Consider the following 20,113-nt stretch of genomic DNA (forward strand, 5'->3'; position numbering starts at 1 on the left):
GAGCAAATTCAAGGGGATCCCGTCACGGTCAGGCAACGACGAAGCCCCGGCCACACCGTGGCCGGGGCTTCGGGAAACCTTGGGATGCGGGCCTTGCCCGCCTCAGACGCTCGCGCCGGAACCGGCGGGAACGGAGTCGGTCGCCTCCGTCCACAGGTCCTGCTCGGCGCGGTCCGCCTGGATCTGGCGGTACACGAGAAGACCGCCGATGGCGGCCAGTGCGACCAGGAGCAACTTCTTCACCGCGCGACCTCGTCCTTCTTGCGTTGGGGGGTCCTCCGACCAGCCCGACTATACACACCGGTCGATATCGAACGGTGATCTGTCTATCCACCCCAACGGTAGTACGTGAGGTGAGGAAACGGTCCGTCCGGATGAAAGCCGAGGCCCGAACCCAGGTCGTGCCGGGTGCTGCGTCGAACCCGTCGTCTCTCCCCTCACCGGGCCGGTTCCACGTGAAACCGGGCCGGCAGAGCCGCACCGGCCCCGCCTCGCACACCCGCCGACGCCAGTGGGGGCCCCGGCCTCGGCGGACGCAACAAGGCCCGCAATAGGAACGTTTGGAACGCCGCCCGCGGCGTGCACAGACTCGCGCAACCGCGCAGGGACCGGCCCGGCGCTGACCACCTGGCCGCGGGCCGCCCACCGGGAAGGAAGCGAGCGAGGAGGGAGGGCCGGCGGGAATCCGGGGAGCGACGGGGAAACATCCGCCGGGGCGGAGCGCCACGGCGCACGGCCGTGAGGCGCGTCACGCGTCACGATCCGCCCTGCCCCGGCCGGTATCCCCCGGGAATGCCGAAGGACCCCGGGAAATCTCCCGGGGCCCTTCACGCTGGTGGGGCTAACAGGACTTGAACCTGTGGCCTCTTCCTTATCAGGGAAGCGCTCTAACCGTCTGAGCTATAGCCCCGCGCTGCGTCGCGTTGAAAGATTAGCGCACGCGGGGCCATGTCCCAAAATCGGTTACTCGTCCTCCGCCAGGGTCAGCTCGACGCCGCCGACCATGCCCGCCGACATGTTGTAGATGAAGGCGCCGAGCGTGGCCAGGGCGGTGGCCAGCACCACGTCGATGACGGCGATGACCGACGTGAAGGTCAGCACCCGCGACAGCGACAGGAACGACACCAGGTCGAAGCCGCCGTCCGAGCCGGACGAGGTGGCCTCGCTGAGGGTGCCGCCGACCGTGCTGAAGACGCCGATGGTGTCGAGCACCATCCACAGGACGGCGACCGCCACGATCGTGCAGACGCCCAGCGCGATGGAGAGCAGGAAGCTGACCTTCATCACCGACCACGGGTCGGCCTTGGCCACCCGCAGCCGGGCCTTGCGGGTCCGCGGGACCTGCCGGGCCGCCGGGCGGGGCTGGCGGACGCCGGCGGTGGCCGGGGGCCCCGCCGGGGGCGCGTACGCCTGCGGCGGCTGGTGCGGGCCCTGGGGGGCCTGCTGAGGCTGCTCGGGGGCGCCGGGCACGGCCCCGTAGGTCTGCGTCTGCTGTCGCACCGCGTGCTGGTGGTGCGGCGGACGGGTGTCAGTCACGGTGGTTCCCCCCTGATGCGGGCCGCTGTCCGTACGTGAGCCAGGGGCACCACCGATCGCGTCCGGTACCGCAGCCGGCATCGGCTGCGGTCCTTCCGCGCCCGTCCCACCCGCGGCGCCCTCGGCTCCACTCACGGCTACTTACTCCTCCGACTCGGCGGCCGCGGGCTGCTCGCCCTCGGCCTCTTCGGCGGCGACGACCTCTTCGGCCTCCGCCCCCGCCTCGGCATTGCGTGCGATGCCCACAACGGCATCCTTCTTACCGAGGTTGATCAGTTGGACGCCCATGGTGTCACGCCCGGTCTCGCGGATCTCGTTGACGCGGGTGCGGATCACTCCGCCGCCGAGTGTGATGGCAAGGATCTCATCCGTTTCCTCGACCACCAGCGCCCCGACCAGTGAACCCCGGTCCTCGACGATCTTCGCCGCCTTGATGCCGAGTCCGCCGCGGCCCTGGACCCGGTACTCGTCCACACTGGTCCGCTTGGCGTACCCGCCATCGGTGGCGGTGAAGACGAACGTACCCGGTCGCACGACATTCATCGAGAGCAGTTCGTCCCCTTCGCGGAAGCTCATGCCCTTGACGCCCGATGTCGCCCGGCCCATCGGCCGCAGCGCGTCGTCCGTCGCCGTGAAGCGGATGGACTGCGCCTTGCGGCTCACCAGGAGCAGGTCGTCGTCCGGGCCGACCAGTTCCGCACCGATCAGCAGGTCCTCGCCGCCGTCCTCGGTCTCCCGGAGGTTGATCGCGATGACACCGCCCGAACGGGGCGAGTCGTAGTCCTTGAGCGAGGTCTTCTTCACCAGGCCCGAACGGGTGGCCAGCACCAGGTAGGGCGCCGCGTTGTAGTCGCGAATGGCCAGCACCTGGGCGATCTGCTCGTCCGGCTGGAAGGCCAGCAGGTTGGCCACGTGCTGCCCGCGGGCGTCACGGCCGGCGTCCGGCAGCTCGTAGGCCTTGGCCCGGTAGACCCGGCCCTTGTTCGTGAAGAACAGCAGCCAGTGGTGGGTGGTGGTGACGAAGAAGTGGTCGACGATGTCGTCTTCCTTCAGCTTCGTGCCGCGCACGCCCTTGCCGCCGCGCTTCTGGGAGCGGTAGTCGTCCGTCTTGGTGCGCTTGACGTATCCGCCGCGGGAGATCGTGATGACGATGTCCTCCTCGGCGATCAGGTCCTCGATGGACATGTCGCCGTCGAAGGGCACCAGTGCCGAGCGCCGGTCGTCGCCGAACTTCTCGACGATCGCCGTCAGCTCCGTGCTGATGATGCCGCGCTGCATCTCGGGCGAGGCCAGGATGCGGTTGTACTCGTTGATCTTGGCCTGGAGCTCGTCGTGCTCCTGGACGATCTTCTGCCGCTCCAGGGCCGCCAGGCGGCGGAGCTGCATCTCCAGGATCGCGTTGGCCTGGATCTCGTCGATCTCCAGCAGACCCATCAGGCCTTCACGCGCCACGTCGACCGTCGCGCTGCGCCGGATCAGGGCGATGACCTCGTCGATCGCGTCCAGGGCCTTCAGCAGACCGCGCAGGATGTGGGCGCGCTCCTCGGCCTTGCGCAGCCGGAAGCGGGTCCGGCGGACGATGACCTCGATCTGGTGGGTCACCCACTGCTTGATGAACTGGTCGAGCGAGAGCGTGCGCGGCACGCCGTCGACCAGCGCGAGCATGTTGGCGCCGAAGTTCGTCTGCAGGTCCGTGTGCTTGTAGAGGTTGTTCAGCACGACCTTGGCGACGGCGTCGCGCTTGAGCACGATCACCAGGCGCTGGCCGGTGCGCGACGAGGTCTCGTCGCGGACGTCGGCGATGCCACCGACACGGCCGTCCTTCACCAGGTCGGCGATCTTCTGGGCCAGGTTGTCCGGGTTCACCTGGTACGGCAGCTCGGTGACGACCAGGCACTGCCGGCCCTGGATCTCCTCGACCTCGACAACCGCGCGCATCGTGATGGAGCCGCGGCCGGTGCGGTAGGCCTCCTCGATGCCCCTGCGGCCCACCACCAGGGCGCCGGTCGGGAAGTCGGGGCCCTTGATGCGCTCGATGAGGGCTTCCAGCAGCTCCTCGCTGGACGCGTCGGGGTTGGCCAGGCACCACTGGGCGCCCTCGGCGACCTCGCGCAGGTTGTGCGGCGGGATGTTGGTCGCCATGCCGACCGCGATGCCGGCGGAGCCGTTGATCAGCAGGTTGGGGAAGCGCGACGGCAGGACCGTCGGCTCCTGGTTGCGGCCGTCGTAGTTGTCCTGGAAGTCGACGGTCTCCTCGTCGATGTCCCGGACCATCTCCATGGACAGCGGCGCCATCTTGCACTCGGTGTACCGCATGGCGGCCGCCGGGTCGTTGCCCGGGGAACCGAAGTTGCCGTTGCTGTCGACCAGCGGCATGCGCATCGACCACGGCTGCGCGAGGCGGACCAGCGCGTCGTAGATCGAGGAGTCGCCGTGCGGGTGGTAAGTGCCCATGACGTCGCCGACGACGCGGGCGCACTTGTAGAAGCCGCGCTCGGGGCGGTAGCCGCCGTCGTACATCGCGTACAGCACGCGGCGGTGGACGGGCTTGAGTCCGTCGCGGACGTCGGGCAGCGCGCGGGAGACGATGACGGACATCGCGTAGTCGAGGTAACTGCGCTGCATCTCCGTCTCGAGCCCCACGGGCTCGATCCGCATGGTGTCCGTCGCGGCGCCCTCGGGGCCCTCGGGCGTGACGGGGGTCTTGTCGTCGGCCATTGCTGGTCAAAGTCCTTTCGAGCTGCGGCTGATGGGGGCCGACTCAGATGTCGAGGAAGCGGACATCCTTGGCGTTGCGCTGGATGAAGGAGCGCCGGGCCTCGACGTCCTCGCCCATCAGCACCGAGAAGAGGTCGTCGGCGAGGGCAGCGTCGTCCAGGGTGACCTGGCCCAGCACACGGTGGTCGACGTCCATCGTGGTGACCCGCAGCTCCTCGGCGTTCATCTCGCCGAGGCCCTTGAAGCGCTGGATCGAGTCCTCGCGCACGCGCTTGCCGTTCTGCCGCCCCAGCTCGATCAGGGCGTCACGCTCGGAGTCGGAGTACGCGTACTCGAAGTCGTCCCGGCCCCACTTGATCTTGTAGAGCGGGGGACGCGAGAGGTACACGTGCCCGGCCTCGACCAGCGGACGCATGAAGCGGAACAGGAAGGTCAGCAGCAGGGTGTTGATGTGCTGGCCGTCGACGTCGGCGTCCGCCATCAGGATGATCTTGTGATACCGCAGCCGGGAGATGTCGAAGTCCTCGTGCACACCGGTGCCGAAGGCCGAGATCAGCGCCTGGATCTCGGTGTTCTGCAGGATCTTGTCGATCCGCGCCTTCTCCACGTTCAGGATCTTGCCGCGGATCGGGAGGATCGCCTGGTACTGCGGGTTGCGGCCGGACTTGGCCGAACCGCCGGCGGAGTCACCCTCGACGATGAAGATCTCGCACTTGCTGGGGTCGTTGGACTGGCAGTCGCTCAGCTTGCCCGGCAGCGACGCCGTCTCCAGCAGTCCCTTGCGGCGCGTCAGGTCGCGCGCCTTGCGCGCGGCGACACGGGCGGTGGCCGCCTGGATCGACTTGCGGATGATGTCCGCGGCCTCGTTGGGGTTGCGGTCCAGCCAGTCCGTCAGGTGCTCGTGCACGACCTTCTGGACGAAGGTCTTCGCCTCGGTGTTGCCGAGCTTGGTCTTGGTCTGGCCCTCGAACTGCGGCTCGCCGAGCTTGACCGAGATGATTGCCGTCAGACCCTCGCGGATGTCCTCGCCCGTGAGGTTGTCGTCCTTCTCGCGGAGGAACTTCTTCTCCCGCGCGTACTTGTTGACCAGCGTGGTCAACGCGGCGCGGAAGCCCTCCTCGTGAGTGCCGCCCTCGTGGGTGTGGATGGTGTTCGCGAAGCTGTAGACACCCTCGCTGTACTGGGTGTTCCACTGCATCGCGACCTCGAGCGACAGGAGGCGCTCCTTGTCCTCCGCCTCGATGTCGATCACCGAGGGGTGGACCGTCTCGCCCTTGCGCGAGTTGAGGTACTTCACGAAGTCGACGATGCCGCCCTCGTAGTGGTACGAGACGGTGCGCGGCTCGCCCTCGTTCTCGACGTCCGCGTGCTCGGGGCGCTCGTCGGTCAGCGAGATCGTCAGGCCCTTGTTGAGGAAGGCCATCTCCTGGAAACGCCGCGACAGCGTCTCGAAGGAGTACTCGGTGGTCTCGAAGATGTCGCCGTCGGCCCAGAACGTCACGCTCGTACCGGTCTCCGAGACCGGCTCGTTCTTCTGCAGCGGGGCGGTGGGGACACCGAGCTTGTAGTCCTGGGTCCAGCGGAAGCCCTCACGCTTGACCTCGACCGCGACCCTGTTCGACAGGGCGTTCACCACGGAGACGCCGACGCCGTGCAGACCGCCGGAGACGGCGTAGCCGCCGCCGCCGAACTTGCCGCCCGCGTGCAGCACGGTGAGGACGACCTCGACGGCCGGCTTGCCCTCGGACGGCACGATGTCCACCGGGATGCCGCGGCCGTTGTCGATCACGCGCACGCCGCCGTCGGCGAGGATCGTGACCAGGATGGTGTCCGCGTGACCGGCCAGCGCCTCGTCGACGGAGTTGTCGACGACCTCGTACACCAGGTGGTGCAGGCCGCGCTCGCCCGTCGAGCCGATGTACATGCCCGGGCGCTTGCGAACCGCGTCCAGGCCCTCGAGGACGGTGATCGCGCTGGCGTCGTACGCGCCCCCGTGCGGGGGCGCGGCGGAGCCGTCGGCTGCGGACGTATTGATCTCGTTGGGGTTGCCGGAATCGGCCACGAAGCGCCCTTTCTGGCACAGCATGAGCCGGGACCCGCGGAGCGGGTTCGGCTGCATCACTTCGACATCGATCGACGGGTCCCGCTGGGATCCCCCAGTGCCGGAGGCCAGGGGCGGGCGTCTTGCCACCAGTCTACCGGTAGCGCCGACATAGATGGGGCTTTGGCGGTACCTGAGTTCCCGTGTACCCGACGGAAGTGCCTCCATCCGACTCCCTACACGCGCACCGGGTCTCAAAACCGCTCACGCGGGCGCACAGGGCTTCGACCTGATTACGCACAGCAGGTTTCCGGCCTATCCGTACGTATCGCCCGGCCCACGGCTCCCGGGAGCCCTCAGACGACCGTAGGAACGCACCGGTCCCCCCGGTCCCAGGACTTTGATCAGCTTGACCGTGCCGTGACCGAGATCGGCATTCAGCCTGGCCACCAGGGTCGGGGCGAGCAGCCGCAGCTGGGTCGCCCAGGCCGTGGAGTCGCACTGGACGGTGAGGACCCGCTCCTCCTCGTCGTACCGCTGCGGCTGGCAGTGCAGCGCCACGTCGTCACCGACCAATTGCGGCCAGCGCCCCATCACCCCGCCGACGGCGGCCGGGGCCTCCCAGCCGCGCTCGGTGATCAGGCGGCTGATCGCCGCGCCGAGCGGCAGCGGATCGCGGCCGTCGGCCCGGGCGCCACTGCGCAGCCCGCCGCGGCGGGCCTGCTTCTTCTGCTGGGCCGCGGCGCCCTTGGCCCGCGCCTGCTCCTTGGCCGCGCGCAGCGCCACGCGCGCCAGGTCGACGCCGGACAGCGGCTTGTCCTGCGCGGGAGGTTGTGCCTGCTGCTCGCTCATACCCGCTCCACGCCGCCGCTCTCCACCGCGTAACGGGCGCCGACCAGCACGCCCGGCACGTCGTCGTCCACGGCCGCCGTCACGAGCACCTGCTCGCCGGGGGCCACCAGTTCCGCCAGGCGGTCGCGGCGCCGGGCGTCCAGCTCGGCGAAGACGTCGTCGAGCACCAGCACCGGCTCACCGCCGTCGGCGCACAGCAGGTCGTACGAGGCCAGCCGCAGGGCCAGGGCGTACGACCAGGACTCCCCGTGGCTCGCGTACCCCTTGGCGGGAAGCCGGCCCAGGTTCAGGGACAGGTCGTCGCGGTGCGGGCCGACGAGGGTGACCCCGCGCTCGATCTCCTGCTTGCGGACCTCCCCGAGGGCCTCCAGCAGCAGTCCGTACAGCTCCTCACGGCCGGACGCCCCGGCGATGCGCTCGCCGACCGAGCTGCGGTACTCCAGCGCGACCGGCCCGCCGCCCGGTGCCAGCTGCTCGTACGCCTTGTCGGCCAGCGGCTGCAGCGCGTGCGTGAGGTCCAGGCGCTGGGCCAGCAGCTCGGCCCCGGCCCGGGCCAGATGCTGGTCCCACACGTCGAGGGTGGACAGGTCGGCGCCGCGGCCACCGTGCCGGCGGGCCATGGCCGCCGACTTGAGCAGGGTGTTGCGCTGCTTGAGCACCCGCTCGTAGTCGCTGCGCACGCCCGCCATCCGGGGCGCGCGGGCGGTCAGCAGCTCGTCGAGGAACCGCCGGCGCTCCCCGGGATCGCCCTTGACCAGGGCCAGGTCCTCGGGAGCGAACAGCACGGTCCTGACTATGCCCAGCAGGTCGCGCGGGCGGACCTGCGAGGAGCGGTTGAGACGGGCGCGATTGGCGCGGCCGGGGTTGATCTCCAGCTCCACCAGCTGCTGGCGGTCGCCCTGGACCACGGCCGCCCGCACGATCGCGCGGTCCGCGCCCATACGCACCAGCGGGGCGTCACTGGCGACCCGGTGGCTGGCGAGGGTGGCCAGATAGCCGACCGCCTCGACCAGGTTGGTCTTGCCCTGGCCGTTGGGCCCGACGAAAGCGGTGACGCCCGGGTCGAGCGGGACCTCGACCCGGGCGTAGGAGCGGAAGTCGGCGAGCGACAGATGCGCGACGTGCATGGCTGTGCGACGCCTCCTTCCCTCGTGGGCGCGGTGGGCACCCGGTGGACATGACTGCTTGCGCGGCTACTTCTTGGTCTCGACGGCGTGGCCGCCGAACTGGTTGCGCAGCGCGGCGATCATCTTCATCTGCGGGGAGTCGTCCTGCCGGGAGGCGAAGCGCGCGAAGAGCGACGCGGTGATCGCGGGCAGCGGCACGGCGTTGTCGATGGCGGCCTCGACCGTCCAGCGGCCCTCGCCGGAGTCCTCGGCGTACCCCTTGAGCTTTTCCAGGTGCTCGTCGTCGTCGAGGGCGTTGACGGCCAGGTCCAGCAGCCAGGAACGGATCACCGTGCCCTCCTGCCAGGACCGGAAGACCTCGCGCACATCGGTGACGGAGTCGACCTTCTCCAGCAGCTCCCAGCCCTCGGCGTAGGCCTGCATCATGGCGTACTCGATGCCGTTGTGGACCATCTTCGCGAAGTGCCCCGCGCCGACCCTGCCCGCGTGCACCGACCCGAAGTTGCCCACCGGCTTGAGGGCGTTGAAGACCGGCTGGACCTTCTCGACGTGCTCGGCGTCGCCGCCGTACATCAGCGCGTAGCCGTTCTGCAGGCCCCACACGCCGCCGGAGACACCGCAGTCGACGAAGCCGATGCCCTTGGCGGCCAGCTCCTCGGCGTGCTTCTCGTCGTCCGTCCAGCGGGAGTTGCCGCCGTCGACCACCACGTCACCGGGCGACAGCAGCTCGCCCAGCTCGTCGATGGTGGACTGGGTCGCGGCGCCGGCCGGCACCATCACCCAGACCACCCGCGGCGCCTCCAGCTTGTCCACAAGCTCTTGCAGGCTGTGGACATCGGCGAGGTCCGGGTTGCGGTCGTAGCCGATGACCGTGTGTCCGGCCTGGCGGATGCGGGTGCGCATGTTCCCGCCCATCTTGCCGAGACCGATGAGACCGAGCTCCATCGTTGATCCTTCGTTCGAAGCCTGCCTGACCTAGGTCGAGCCTACGTCGGCCCCTGAGGGCCGACGTGACCGGACAGGCCTCGCATCAGCCGGACAGCCGGACCGGCATGATGAGGTACTTGTACGCGTCGTCCGCCTCGGCGTCGACCGCCGGACGGCCGCTCAGCAGCGCGGGCTTGGTGGACGTGGTGAACGACAACTGCGCCACGGGGGAGTCGATCGCGCTCAGCCCGTCCAGCAGGAAGGTCGGGTTGAAGGCGATCGAGATGTCGTCGCCGTCCAGCTTGGCGTCCACCCGCTCCACAGCCTGTGCATCGTCGCTGGACCCGGCCTCCAGGGTCAGCACGCCCTGCTCGAAGCTCAGCCGCACCGGCGTGTTGCGCTCGGCCACGAGGGCGACGCGCTTGACGGCCTCGACGAACGGGGCGGTCTCGATGACGGCGACGGAGTTGAACTCGGTCGGGAAGAGGGTGCGGTACTTCGGCAGGTCGCCCTCGAGCAGCCGGGTCGTCGTACGGCGGCCCGCGCCCTCGAAACCGATCAGGCCCTCGCCCGCGCCGGAGCCGGCCAGGGCGATGGAGACGGAGTCCCCGTTGGTGAGCGACTTGGCGGTGTCCAGCAGCGTCTTGGCGGGCACCAGGGCGACCGCGGAGATGTCCGGGGTCTCCGGCTTCCACAGGAACTCGCGGACCGCGAAGCGGTAGCGGTCGGTGGCGGCCAGGGTGACGGTGTCGCCCTCGATCTCGATGCGCACACCCGTGAGCACCGGCAGGGTGTCGTCACGGCCGGCGGCGATGGCGACCTGGGCGGCGGCCGCGGCGAAGACCTCGCCGGGGACGGTGCCGGAAGCGGTGGGCATCGCGGGCAGCGCAGGGTACTCGTCCACAGGCAGGGTGTGGAGTGTGAATCGCGAGCTGCCGCAGACGACGGTCACGCGCACACCGTCGGTGGAGATCTCCACAGGCCTGTTGGGAAGTGCCCGCGAGATGTCGGCGAGCAGCCGGCCGGAGACCAGGACCGTGCCGTCCTCCTCGACGTCGGCCTCGACGGAGACCCGGGCCGAGACCTCGTAGTCGAAGCCGGACAGGCTCAGCTGGCCCTCCTCGGCCTTCAGCAGCAGCCCTGCGAGGACCGGCACCGGGGGACGGGCCGGGAGACTGCGGGCCGCCCAGGCCACTGCCTCCGCGAGTACATCGCGCTCCACCCGGATCTTCACCGGAACCGCCTCCTGCTGTTGCTGGCTGTCTGTGGCCGAACTGTCTCTTGGCCCTGCTGGCCCTCTTGCCGGGGAACAGTCTGACAGCCGCCACCGACATGCGGTGCGCGTTGGGGTCAAGCCGGAGCGGGAGGGGTCGGGCGGTCGACGGCTCGTTTGTGCACAGGCCCCGCTTCGAAGCAGGTCTCCCGGTATCTATCCCTGGTCGTAGTAATAGGGGGTGTGGATACCGTGGATAAGTGGTCTCTGCGCAGGTCAGACCGCGTTTTTTATCCACCGCGCCTGTGGGTGGCGCCCGTGGACAAACAGCCCCGTCTGTGGACAGCCCGACGTTGTGCACACCCGATGCACAGGACAGGCCTGGTTCTCCCCAGCACTGTCCCCAGGAATACCCAGGTTCTCCCCAGCCCAACCCACCACGTTGGTGTGACGCGGTTCACTCCGACCGGTGAGAGGTCGTGTCGGGTTGCCGAACAGTGGACAGAACTGTGGAGAAGCCGGTCCCGGGTGGGGACAACCGCCCTGTTCCTGTGGGCGGCCGGTGGACAACTTCGTGGACGCCCCTGTGGGCGGCCGGCACGTCCACAGTCTGTGGATCCGGGTTGCCCACAAATCCACACGCCTCCCAGCAGGCGCGATGAGTCTCCCACAGCACCGCCTGTGGACGAGTTCTGGACAACTCGGGCATCCCCAGGCTGTGGACGGGGACAACCGGGCCATTGCTGTGGAGAGACGTTCCTGTGCACACCATGCGGCCGGCGCGTTCGAACAAAGCGAAGCGCCCCGGGAGTTGGACCCGGGGCGCTGAGGACGCGTGGAGACCGCCGAAGCGGTCGTGAGGAGGCCGCGATCAGCTCTTGATGCGGTTGGTGAGCTCGGTGACCTGGTTGTAGATGGACCGCCGCTCCGCCATGAGGGAGCGGATCTTCCGGTCGGCGTGCATCACCGTCGTGTGGTCGCGGCCGCCGAAGAGCGCGCCGATCTTCGGCAGCGAGAGGTCGGTGAGCTCACGGCAGAGATACATGGCGATCTGGCGGGCGGTGACCAGCACCCGGCTCCGGGAGGAGCCGGAGAGGTCCTCCACGTCCAGTCCGAAGTAGGAGGCCGTCTCGGCCATGATCGCCTGGCCGCTGATCTCCGGCACGGAGTCCTCGCCGCCAGGGATCAGGTCCTTCAGCACGATCTCGGTCAGCTGGAGGTCGACCGGCTGCCGGTTGAGGCTCGCGAACGCGGTCACCCGGATCAGCGCGCCCTCCAGCTCGCGGATGTTGCGCGAGATCCGGGAGGCGATGAACTCCAGCACCTCCGGCGGGGCGTTGAGCTGCTCCTGAACGGCCTTCTTGCGCAGGATCGCGATCCGGGTCTCCAGCTCCGGCGGCTGGACGTCGGTGATCAGGCCCCACTCGAAGCGGTTGCGCAGCCGGTCCTCCAGAGTGACCAGCTGCTTGGGCGGCCGGTCGGAGGACAGCACGATCTGCTTGTTCGCGTTGTGCAGGGTGTTGAAGGTGTGGAAGAACTCCTCCTGCGTCGACTCCTTGCTCGCCAGGAACTGGATGTCGTCGACGAGCAGGATGTCCATGTCGCGGTACCGCTTGCGGAACGCGTCCGCCTTGCCGTCGCGGATGGAGTTGATGAACTCGTTGGTGAACTCCTCCGAGCTCACGTACCGCACCCGGGTGCCCGGGTACAGGCTCCGCGCGTAGTGCCCGATGGCGTGCAGCAGGTGCGTCTTGCCGAGGCCGGACTCCCCGTAGATGAACAGCGGGTTGTACGCCTTGGCCGGCGCCTCGGCGACCGCCACCGCCGCGGCGTGCGCGAAGCGGTTGGAGGCGCCGATGACGAAGGTGTCGAAGAGGTACTTGGGGTTCAGCCGGGCGGTCGGCTCGGCCGGGCCGCCGGAACCGCCGGAACCCGTGCCCGCACCGCCGCCGTGACCGGACGGGCTGTGGCCGTTGTGACCGCCATGGCTGTTGTGGCTGTTGTGGCCTCCGTGCCCGACAGGACCGCCGCCGTTGTGGCCACCCGGCGTGCGGGGTGCCGGCATCGGGGGCAGCGGGGTCGTCGGGGGCTCGCGGCGGGGCGGGACCTGGTGCGCCGGTGGCATGTCGTAGCGCGACTGGGGCGACGGGTACGGCTCGCGCTCCTGGAAGTCGCCGAGCCGCTGCTGCTGCCAGTGGTCCTCGGGGTCGCGGGGCGGCCAGCCGCCGGGGGAGCCGGCCTGGTGCTCGGGGTACGCGCGGCGCATCCGCGGGCCTTCCCCGTAACCGTGCTGCGGCTCGTCGTAGGGGGAGGGCTCGGGCTCGTACGCCCCCTGCTGCGATTCGTGGAACGGCGGGGGCGGTTCGGGCGCCGACTCCTGCTCGCTGCCCGAGGCGACGGCGATGGCGATGCCCACGGGGTGACCGAACTCACGGCTGAGCACTTCGGTGATCAGCGGGAGGAGCCGTCCCTCCAGCACGCTCTTGGCGAACTCGTTGGGAGCCGAGAGCACAGCGGTGCCCGCGACCAGCGCGAGCGGCTGGGTGCGCTGGAGCCAGTCCGCGTCCTTCGGCTTCAGGTCGTCGCCGTCGACGAGAAGTTTCTGCAGGACCCTTGGCCAGACTGAGGCAAGATCGGCAGTTACGTCAGCCACAGGGCACGCTCTCTCGGTCGCTGGTCGGTGCCGATGGGTCCCACGAAGGTGTGGTTCTTGGGACGGACGGGAATGTTTTGGGGTTCTGCCACGGTAGTCAGCCGGGCCTGCCTGGTTCAAGTCGTTGTCCACAGGGTGTGCAAAACCACGTCCGGATGGCGGCGCCCGCCGGTCCCCGGACCGGCTGGTTTGACCTGATGCCTCAGCCGCGCGTACCGTAACCAGGTCGAGTTGTCGATGGCTGCTGCCGCCTGCCTACCGATGGGCGAGGATCACCGAGGTGATCGTTAAGCGGTGCACACCTGGGATGTTCCGCGAGTTTCTCGTGGGCGCACGGTGACAGCCAGGCGACGCCCCGCCAACACACGATTCATCCTGGAGCCCCCGAGTGAGCAAGCGCACCTTCCAGCCGAACAACCGTCGTCGCGCCAAGACCCACGGCTTCCGGCTGCGCATGCGTACGCGTGCCGGCCGCGCCATTCTCGCGACCCGCCGTAGCAAGGGCCGCGCCCGTCTGTCCGCCTGATCGCACCGAAGCGCGAGGTGTGATGCCGTGCTGCCCACCGAGAATCGGCTGAGGCGGCGGCAGGACTTCGCGAGCGCGGTACGTCGAGGACGCCGGGCCGGACGACCTCTCCTGGTCGTTCACCTGCGCACCGACAGTGACACAAGGGACCCGCACGCGGCGGGGGGAAGTGCCCCCCCGGCGCGTGCGGGTTTCGTTGTCAGCAAGGCCGTCGGGGGCGCTGTCACCCGGAACCTGGTCAAGCGTCGCCTTCGTCACCTTGTTCGCGAACGTCTGTCCGTGCTGCCCCCCGGTAGCCTGGTAGTCGTACGAGCGCTGCCCGGTGCGGGTGACGCAGACCATTCACAGCTGGCCCGAGACCTGGATGCCGCCCTCGGGAGGCTCCTGGGGGTGGCGCGATGAAGTACCCGCTACTGGCGTTGATCAAGATTTACCAGTGGACCATCAGCCCGTTGCTCGGTCCGGTCTGCAAGTACTACCCCTCGTGTTCTCACTACGGGTATACGGCGATCGATCGGCATGGCGCGATCAAGGGCACCGCCCTGACCGCGTGGCGGATCCTGCGTTGCAACCCGTGGTCGCTGGGCGGCGTGGACCATGTCCCGCCGCGCAAGCGACCCCCGTGGCACGCTCGCCTGCGTGAAGCCCTTCGGGGCGACACAGCGGGCGGGTCCGTTTCTCCCGAGCCCGTCGAGACCCCTAACGCCCAAGGAGCCTGACCGTGGGGATCTTGAACCCCCTCTACGACGCAGTTTCGTGGATCATCGTCCAGTTCCACTCGCTGTACAGCCTTGTCTTCGACAAGGACAGCGGCCTGGCCTGGGGTCTGTCGATCGTCTCGCTGGTGGTCCTGATCCGGATCTGCCTGATCCCGCTCTTCGTGAAGCAGATCAAGGCGACCCGGAACATGCAGGCGCTCCAGCCGAAGATGAAGGCGATCCAGGAGCGCTACAAGAACGACAAGCAGCGCCAGTCCGAAGAGATGATGAAGCTGTACAAGGAGACGGGTACCAACCCGCTCTCCTCGTGCCTTCCCATCCTGGCGCAGTCGCCCTTCTTCTTCTCGCTGTACCACGTCCTCAGCAACATCGCGAAGGGCAACCAGGTGGGCGTGCTGAACGCCGACCAGGTCGCCAGCGCCCAGAAGGCGCACATCTTCGGTGCCCCGCTCGCCGCGACGTTCCGGGACGGCGCCGACAAGGTCGCGTCGCTCGGTGCCTCGGTCACCGACGTGCGGATCGTCACGATCATCATGATCGTCCTGATGTCGGCCTCGCAGTTCTACACGCAGCGCCAGCTGATGACCAAGAACGTCGACATGACGGTGAAGACCCCGTTCATGCAGCAGCAGAAGATGCTGATGTACGTCTTCCCGATCATGTTCGCCGTCTTCGGTATCAACTTCCCGGTCGGTGTCCTCATCTACTGGCTGACCACCAACGTGTGGACCATGGGCCAGCAGATGTTCGTGATCCGCCGCAACCCGACGCCGGGCAGCATCGCCTACAAGCAGCGCCAGGAGCGCCTGAAGGCCAAGGGCCTGCTCAAGGAGGAGTCCGCGCCCGCCAAGGAGCCGCAGGACACCGCCCCGGTCAAGCGCGCACAGCCCAAGCGGCAGACCAAGTCCCAGCGCCAGACGGGCGGCAGCGGTCAGCCGGCCGCGACCAGCGCCGGCAGCAAGCCCAAGCCGGCCGCGGTCAGCAGCAAGCCCAAGCCGGCCGGTGGTGGCGCCGGGGGAACCAAGCCCAAGCCCAGCAGTGGCGCGGACAAGCCGAACCTGTCGAAGAAGAAGTAGTAGAGGAGTCCCGCCGTGACGGACGGCAACACCACCGACGCGCTGACCCGCCTCGAGCAGGAGGGTGAGATCGCGGCTGACTACCTCGAGGGCCTGCTGGACATCGCCGACCTCGACGGTGACATCGACATGGACGTCGAGGGCGACCGCGCGTCGGTCTCCATCGTCGGCGAGTCGTCGAGCCGTGATCTCAACAAGCTGGTGGGTCGGGAGGGCGAGGTCCTGGAGGCGCTCCAGGAACTCACCCGGCTCGCGGTGCACCGGGAGACCGGTGACCGCAGCCGGTTGATGCTGGACATCGCCGGCTTCCGGGCGCGCAAGCGCACCGAGCTGACGGACCTGGGCGTCAAGGCCGTCGAGGAGGTCAAGGAGAGCGGCCAGCCGGTGAAGCTCAAGGCCATGACCCCCTTCGAGCGGAAGGTCGTGCACGACGCCGTCGCCGCGGCAGGGCTGCGCAGCGAGTCCGAGGGCGAGGAGCCCGAGCGCCGCGTGGTCGTCCTTCCGGCCTGACCGCTTTCCGGTTCCCGCTGTGTGTACGTGGCCCCGTCTGCTCGCAGGCGGGGCCGAATGTTGTCACCCTGATGACGGTTCCCATGGTTCTCACGGTTCTGAGAGCCGAACGACGGAAGGACGGTTCTCGTGACGGAAGCAGCGGCGGAGCTCCCCCCGGCGCCGGAAGCGGCGCGGGAGGTCTTCGGAGAGCGTTTCGCGGATGCGGTCCGCTACGCGGAGCTGCTGGCCGAGGCGGGCGTGGGACGTGGGCTCATCGGGCCCCGCGAGGTGCCGCGCCTGTGGGAGCGGCATCTGCTGAACTGCGCCGTGCTCTCCGAGGTGATCCCGCACGGTGCCTCGGTCTGTGACGTCGGCTCCGGAGCGGGACTGCCCGGCATCCCCCTGGCGCTGACCCGGCCCGACCTCACGATCACCCTTCTGGAACCGCTGCTCCGCCGGACCACCTTCCTGGAGGAGGCCGTCCGGCTGCTCGGCCTCGACAACGTCGAGGTGGTGCGGGGCCGCGCCGAGGAGATGATCGGCAAGCTGCCTCCGGTGGATGTCGTGACCGCCCGCGCCGTGGCGCCGCTGGAGCGGCTGGCCGGCTGGGGGATGCCGTTGCTCCGTCCGCACGGCGAGATGGCCGTGCTGAAGGGTGACACCGCCGAGGAGGAGCTGAAGGCCGCCCGGGCGGCGCTGAGTCGGCTCGGCGCCGCGGAGACCTCCGTGGTGCAGGTCGGCGAGGGCGTGGTGGACCCGCAGTCCACAGTGGTCCGTGTGCTCGCGGGGGAGAGCCCCGGCGGTGTCCGTGCCGCGACCCGGCGAGCGAAGGCCGCGCGGGCGAACCGTCGGCGTCAGCGCTGAACATGACGTTCGCGACATCCCCTGGGTGTGCTCCATACCACCGGTCAAACCCGGACAACCCGGAGTGTCGGATAGGAAACGGATGCGCGCCTGCGCATCGTGTTTCACGTGAAACGGCGCTCTCTGCTTCCAGGAATCCTCGGTCGGGCCCGTGCGGCCGCCGAATCGCTGACCCAACGGGCCTCGGAATCGCTCGCTCCGGCGAGCCGACCGGAGGATTCATCCACAGGAGAACGGGCCTCACTGGTTCGCGACCCCGAAAGCATGGCAGGCTCTGTTCATTGCGAGCTTGTAGTCGAGGAGAGTGAATCCTTGCGGTCCGACGCCAACATCGCGGGACCGATGGCCGATCCGGTCCCCGGTCCCCGCACCGAGCTGTTCGGGGAGGATGTTTCACGTGAAACACCGCCCCCGATGGATGACACCCCCATCGGTCGAGCCGCCCAACTGGCCGTCGAGGCTCTGGGGCGGGCCGGTGAAGGACTCCCCCGCCCAGCCGAGACCAGAGTGATCGTCGTCGCCAACCAGAAGGGCGGCGTCGGCAAGACCACCACGACGGTCAACATGGCGGCTTCCCTGGCTCTCCACGGGGCCCGGGTGCTCGTGGTGGACCTCGACCCCCAGGGCAATGCCTCCACGGCACTGGGGATCGACCACCACGCCGAGGTGCCGTCCATCTACGACGTGCTGGTCGAGAGCAAGCCGCTCTCCGACGTCGTGCAGCCGGTCCCGGACGTGGAAGGGCTGTTCTGCGCTCCCGCCACGATCGACCTCGCCGGTGCGGAGATCGAGCTCGTGTCACTGGTGGCACGGGAGAGCCGGCTGCAGCGGGCCATCGAGTCGTATGAGCAGCCGCTCGATTACATCCTCATCGACTGTCCGCCCTCGCTCGGTCTGCTGACCGTCAACGCCCTCGTGGCGGGTGCCGAGGTGCTCATCCCGATCCAGTGCGAGTACTACGCCCTGGAGGGTCTGGGTCAGCTGCTGCGGAACGTCGAGCTGGTGCGCGGCCATCTCAATCCCAAGCTGCACGTCTCCACCATCCTCCTCACCATGTACGACGGCCGGACCCGGCTCGCCTCACAGGTCGCGGAGGAGGTCCGTACCCACTTCGGCAAGGAAGTGCTGAGCACGAGCATCCCGCGCTCGGTCCGCATCTCGGAGGCCCCCAGCTACGGTCAGACCGTGCTGACCTACGACCCCGGGTCCAGTGGGGCGTTGTCCTATCTGGAGGCGGCGCGGGAGATGGCGATGCGCGGTCTCGGAAGCGGCAGTGAGTCGAATGAACAGAGCAGGTCGGAGGGGATCCAGTGAGTGAGCGACGCAGAGGGCTCGGCCGTGGTCTTGGCGCGCTGATTCCTGCCGCACCGAATGGTGCGGATCAGGCGGCCGCGACCGCGGTGGCGACGGCGGCGGCTGCGGCCGCTCCCGCCGTGGCGGTCCTGGCGCCGGAGCGGGGGATCGCGGCGGCGAAGGTGACCGCCCTCGCCGAGCACAGCGGGACCGTGGAGATCCCTGTTTCACGTGAAACGCAGGAGGGGTTCGGCGACCAGGGGCCGGCCCCGGTGGCGGGGGCCTACTTCGCGGAGGTGCCGCTCGACGCGATCACCCCCAACCCCCGGCAGCCTCGTGAGGTCTTCGACGAGGACGCCCTGGCCGAACTCGTCGCCTCCATCAAGGAAGTCGGCCTCCTCCAGCCGGTCGTGATCCGGCAGGTCGCTCCGGAGCGCTACGAGCTCATCATGGGTGAGCGCCGCTGGCGGGCCAGCCGTGAAGCCGGGCTGGAGCGCATTCCGGCGATCGTCCGCGCGACCGAGGACGAGAAGCTCCTCCTCGACGCGCTGCTGGAGAACCTGCACCGCGCGCAGCTGAACCCGCTGGAAGAGGCTGCCGCCTACGACCAGCTGCTGAAGGACTTCGCCTGCACGCACGAGCAGCTGGCCGACCGTATCGGCCGGTCCCGCTCCCAGGTCTCCAACACCCTCCGGCTGTTGAAGCTCTCGGCGCCCGTACAGCGCCGTGTGGCGGCCGGTGTGCTCTCCGCCGGGCACGCCCGCTCACTGCTCGCCCTGGAGGACGTGGAGGACCAGGACAAGCTCGCCAGCCGGATCGTGGCCGAGGGGCTGTCGGTGCGCGCGGTCGAGGAGATCGTGCACCTGATGAACTCCGAGACCGCTCCCGTCCGGAAGTCCGCGTCACCGCGGGCCGGGAGGCGGGTCTCCCCCGCCCTCACCGATCTGGCGCTGCGCCTGTCCGACCGGTTCGACACCCGGGTGAAGGTAGACCTCGGCCAGAAGCGCGGCAAGATCGTCGTCGAGTTCGCCTCGATAGAAGATCTGGAGCGCATCCTCGGCTCGATGGCTCCGGGCGAGAGCAACACCCTTCAGCGGTCGCTCACCGAGGAGACCGACGAAGACGAGGAGTGAGCCCGGCTCACCGCCCGGCCGGCCGCGCCGGCCCACCACGCGAAAGCGGGCCACATCCCCTTCGGGGGATGTGGCCCGCTTTTTGCTGGGCCGTTGGTGTTGTCCGGTGTCGGACATGTCCTCCCGCGGATACGATGCCTACGAGATGGAGCACTACCCCCTGAGGTGGGAGGCCCATGCGATCGGTGCGGCGCGCTGGAGTGGAGCACGATTGGCAGACGGCCGCTCTCCTGGCCGCGGGGCTGGGACTGGGGGCGGTCGGTGGCTTCGTCGGCAGTTGGGTCCACGACAGAAACGAGGGTCTGACCTCATGGGGCGTCGGCTCGTTCCGCTCACGCTGGACAACCTCCCGGATCTCCCCAACCGCTGCCGCTCGTGCGTCTTCTGGGAACTCGACCCGGTGAGCGGTGAGGCCGCGGTCCAGACTGGGAAGCCGGAGCTGGAGAAGGAGTCCTGGATATCGGCCGCCCTCCTGGAATGGGGTTCGTGCGGCCGGGTCGTCTATGTCGACGAGGTTCCCGCCGGCTTCGTGCTCTACGCACCGCCCGCGTACGTGCCGCGTTCCACGGCCTTCCCCACCAGTCCCGTCTCCGCCGACGCGGTGCAGCTGATGACGGCGCGGGTCATGCCGGGCTTCCAGGGACAGGGACTGGGTCGAGTGCTCGTGCAGACCGTCGCGAAGGACCTGGTGCGGCGCGGCTTCCGAGCGATCGAGGCCTTCGGTGACGCGCGTTGGGAGGAGCCCGCGTGCGTGCTGCCGGCGGAGCATCTGCTGGCGGTCGGCTTCAAGACGGTACGCCCCCATCCCCGATTCCCGCGGCTGAGGCTGGAGCTGCGGACGACGATCTCCTGGCGGGAGGACGTCGAGTTGGCGATCGACCGTCTGCTCGGAGCCGTGCAGAAGGAACCCGCGCTGCGGCCCCTGTGACAGCGAAAGGGCCCG

17 protein-coding genes, 1 tRNA gene and 1 pseudogene are annotated in these 20,113 nt (G+C 69.0%); 9 read left to right on the forward strand and 10 right to left on the reverse strand.

Annotation, left to right across the window (positions count from 1 at the left end):
* Positions 1-102: 102 nt before the first annotated feature.
* The 10 genes and pseudogenes from PV364_RS28960 to dnaA all read right to left on the reverse strand — a co-directional run bounded on the left by PV364_RS28960 (position 103) and on the right by dnaA (position 13,067).
* Positions 103-243 carry a DLW-39 family protein gene (locus PV364_RS28960; RefSeq protein ID WP_319132034.1) on the reverse strand — a complete coding sequence of 47 codons (141 nt, stop codon included), beginning with the start codon at positions 241-243 and terminating at the stop codon, positions 103-105.
* A 590-nt stretch (positions 244-833) separates the two neighbouring features.
* Positions 834-910 (reverse strand) — tRNA-Ile (locus tag PV364_RS28965).
* Between the two features lie 53 nt (positions 911-963).
* Positions 964-1,671: a DUF3566 domain-containing protein gene (locus PV364_RS28970; RefSeq protein WP_401972980.1), complete on the reverse strand. Its 708-nt coding sequence runs from the start codon at positions 1,669-1,671 to the stop codon at positions 964-966.
* Positions 1,672-1,677: 6 nt separating this feature from the next.
* Positions 1,678-4,254: a DNA gyrase subunit A gene (gene gyrA / locus PV364_RS28975; RefSeq protein WP_319663342.1), complete on the reverse strand. Its 2,577-nt coding sequence runs from the start codon at positions 4,252-4,254 to the stop codon at positions 1,678-1,680.
* A gap of 43 nt (positions 4,255-4,297) precedes the next feature.
* Entirely contained in the window at positions 4,298-6,340 is a 2,043-nt protein-coding gene (gene gyrB, locus PV364_RS28980) for a DNA topoisomerase (ATP-hydrolyzing) subunit B (protein WP_319663343.1), read from the reverse strand.
* 270 nt (positions 6,341-6,610) lie between these two features.
* The gene (locus PV364_RS28985) at positions 6,611-7,147 is read right to left on the reverse strand and encodes a DUF721 domain-containing protein (RefSeq protein ID WP_319663344.1); all 537 of its coding nucleotides are present in this window, start codon (positions 7,145-7,147) and stop codon (positions 6,611-6,613) included.
* The gene (gene recF, locus PV364_RS28990; protein ID WP_319663345.1) at positions 7,144-8,274 is read right to left on the reverse strand and encodes a DNA replication/repair protein RecF; all 1,131 of its coding nucleotides are present in this window, start codon (positions 8,272-8,274) and stop codon (positions 7,144-7,146) included. Before recF ends, PV364_RS28985 begins: the two co-directional genes overlap by 4 nt.
* Positions 8,275-8,340: 66 nt before the next feature.
* Positions 8,341-9,225: pseudogene (gnd, locus tag PV364_RS28995) on the reverse strand (phosphogluconate dehydrogenase (NAD(+)-dependent, decarboxylating)); the annotation flags it as partial.
* Positions 9,226-9,304: 79 nt separating this feature from the next.
* The gene (gene dnaN / locus PV364_RS29000; RefSeq protein WP_319663346.1) at positions 9,305-10,435 is read right to left on the reverse strand and encodes a DNA polymerase III subunit beta; all 1,131 of its coding nucleotides are present in this window, start codon (positions 10,433-10,435) and stop codon (positions 9,305-9,307) included.
* A gap of 850 nt (positions 10,436-11,285) precedes the next feature.
* Positions 11,286-13,067, reverse strand: a complete 1,782-nt coding sequence (gene dnaA, locus PV364_RS29005) for a chromosomal replication initiator protein DnaA (RefSeq protein WP_319663347.1) — start codon at positions 13,065-13,067, stop codon at positions 11,286-11,288.
* A 388-nt stretch (positions 13,068-13,455) separates the two neighbouring features.
* On the opposite strand from dnaA, the gene rpmH reads away from it, so the two are divergent.
* From rpmH to PV364_RS29050, 9 genes are all read left to right on the forward strand, one after another.
* A complete protein-coding gene (gene rpmH, locus PV364_RS29010) occupies positions 13,456-13,593 on the forward strand; it encodes a 50S ribosomal protein L34 (protein WP_003975051.1) in 138 nt (45 codons plus the stop codon).
* A 27-nt stretch (positions 13,594-13,620) separates the two neighbouring features.
* Entirely contained in the window at positions 13,621-13,995 is a 375-nt protein-coding gene (gene rnpA / locus PV364_RS29015) for a ribonuclease P protein component (protein ID WP_319663349.1), read from the forward strand.
* A complete protein-coding gene (gene yidD / locus PV364_RS29020; protein ID WP_319663350.1) occupies positions 13,992-14,312 on the forward strand; it encodes a membrane protein insertion efficiency factor YidD in 321 nt (106 codons plus the stop codon). The genes rnpA and yidD overlap by 4 nt, the downstream gene beginning before the upstream one ends.
* A gap of 2 nt (positions 14,313-14,314) precedes the next feature.
* On the forward strand, positions 14,315-15,388 hold the full coding sequence (gene yidC, locus PV364_RS29025; protein ID WP_319663351.1) for a membrane protein insertase YidC: 1,074 nt from the start codon (positions 14,315-14,317) through the stop codon (positions 15,386-15,388).
* A gap of 15 nt (positions 15,389-15,403) precedes the next feature.
* Positions 15,404-15,898, forward strand: coding sequence for a protein jag (locus PV364_RS29030; RefSeq protein WP_319663352.1), 495 nt, complete (start codon positions 15,404-15,406; stop codon positions 15,896-15,898).
* A gap of 129 nt (positions 15,899-16,027) precedes the next feature.
* Positions 16,028-16,744: a 16S rRNA (guanine(527)-N(7))-methyltransferase RsmG gene (gene rsmG / locus PV364_RS29035; RefSeq protein WP_319663353.1), complete on the forward strand. Its 717-nt coding sequence runs from the start codon at positions 16,028-16,030 to the stop codon at positions 16,742-16,744.
* A 264-nt stretch (positions 16,745-17,008) separates the two neighbouring features.
* A complete protein-coding gene (locus tag PV364_RS29040; protein ID WP_319663354.1) occupies positions 17,009-18,058 on the forward strand; it encodes a ParA family protein in 1,050 nt (349 codons plus the stop codon).
* Positions 18,055-19,170: a ParB/RepB/Spo0J family partition protein gene (locus PV364_RS29045; protein WP_319663355.1), complete on the forward strand. Its 1,116-nt coding sequence runs from the start codon at positions 18,055-18,057 to the stop codon at positions 19,168-19,170. The genes PV364_RS29040 and PV364_RS29045 overlap by 4 nt, the downstream gene beginning before the upstream one ends.
* Positions 19,171-19,480: 310 nt before the next feature.
* The gene (locus PV364_RS29050; RefSeq protein WP_319663356.1) at positions 19,481-20,098 is read left to right on the forward strand and encodes a GNAT family N-acetyltransferase; all 618 of its coding nucleotides are present in this window, start codon (positions 19,481-19,483) and stop codon (positions 20,096-20,098) included.
* Positions 20,099-20,113 lie beyond the last annotated feature (15 nt).

The sequence above is a fragment of the Streptomyces sp. MI02-7b genome (assembly GCF_033793585.1).
GTDB lineage: Bacteria > Actinomycetota > Actinomycetes > Streptomycetales > Streptomycetaceae > Actinacidiphila.

Excerpts from the sequence above, each read along its gene's own strand:
- yidD (WP_319663350.1), top strand. The coding sequence starts at position 13,992 with ATGAAGTACCCGCTACTGGCGTTGATCAAGATTTACCAGTGGACCATC.
- recF (WP_319663345.1), bottom strand. The coding sequence starts at position 8,274 with ATGCACGTCGCGCATCTGTCGCTCGCCGACTTCCGCTCCTACGCCCGG.
- gyrB (WP_319663343.1), bottom strand. The coding sequence starts at position 6,340 with ATGCTGTGCCAGAAAGGGCGCTTCGTGGCCGATTCCGGCAACCCCAAC.
- PV364_RS29050 (WP_319663356.1), top strand. The coding sequence starts at position 19,481 with ATGGGGCGTCGGCTCGTTCCGCTCACGCTGGACAACCTCCCGGATCTC.
- PV364_RS28985 (WP_319663344.1), bottom strand. The coding sequence starts at position 7,147 with ATGAGCGAGCAGCAGGCACAACCTCCCGCGCAGGACAAGCCGCTGTCC.
- PV364_RS29040 (WP_319663354.1), top strand. The coding sequence starts at position 17,009 with ATGGCAGGCTCTGTTCATTGCGAGCTTGTAGTCGAGGAGAGTGAATCC.
- gyrA (WP_319663342.1), bottom strand. The coding sequence starts at position 4,254 with ATGGCCGACGACAAGACCCCCGTCACGCCCGAGGGCCCCGAGGGCGCC.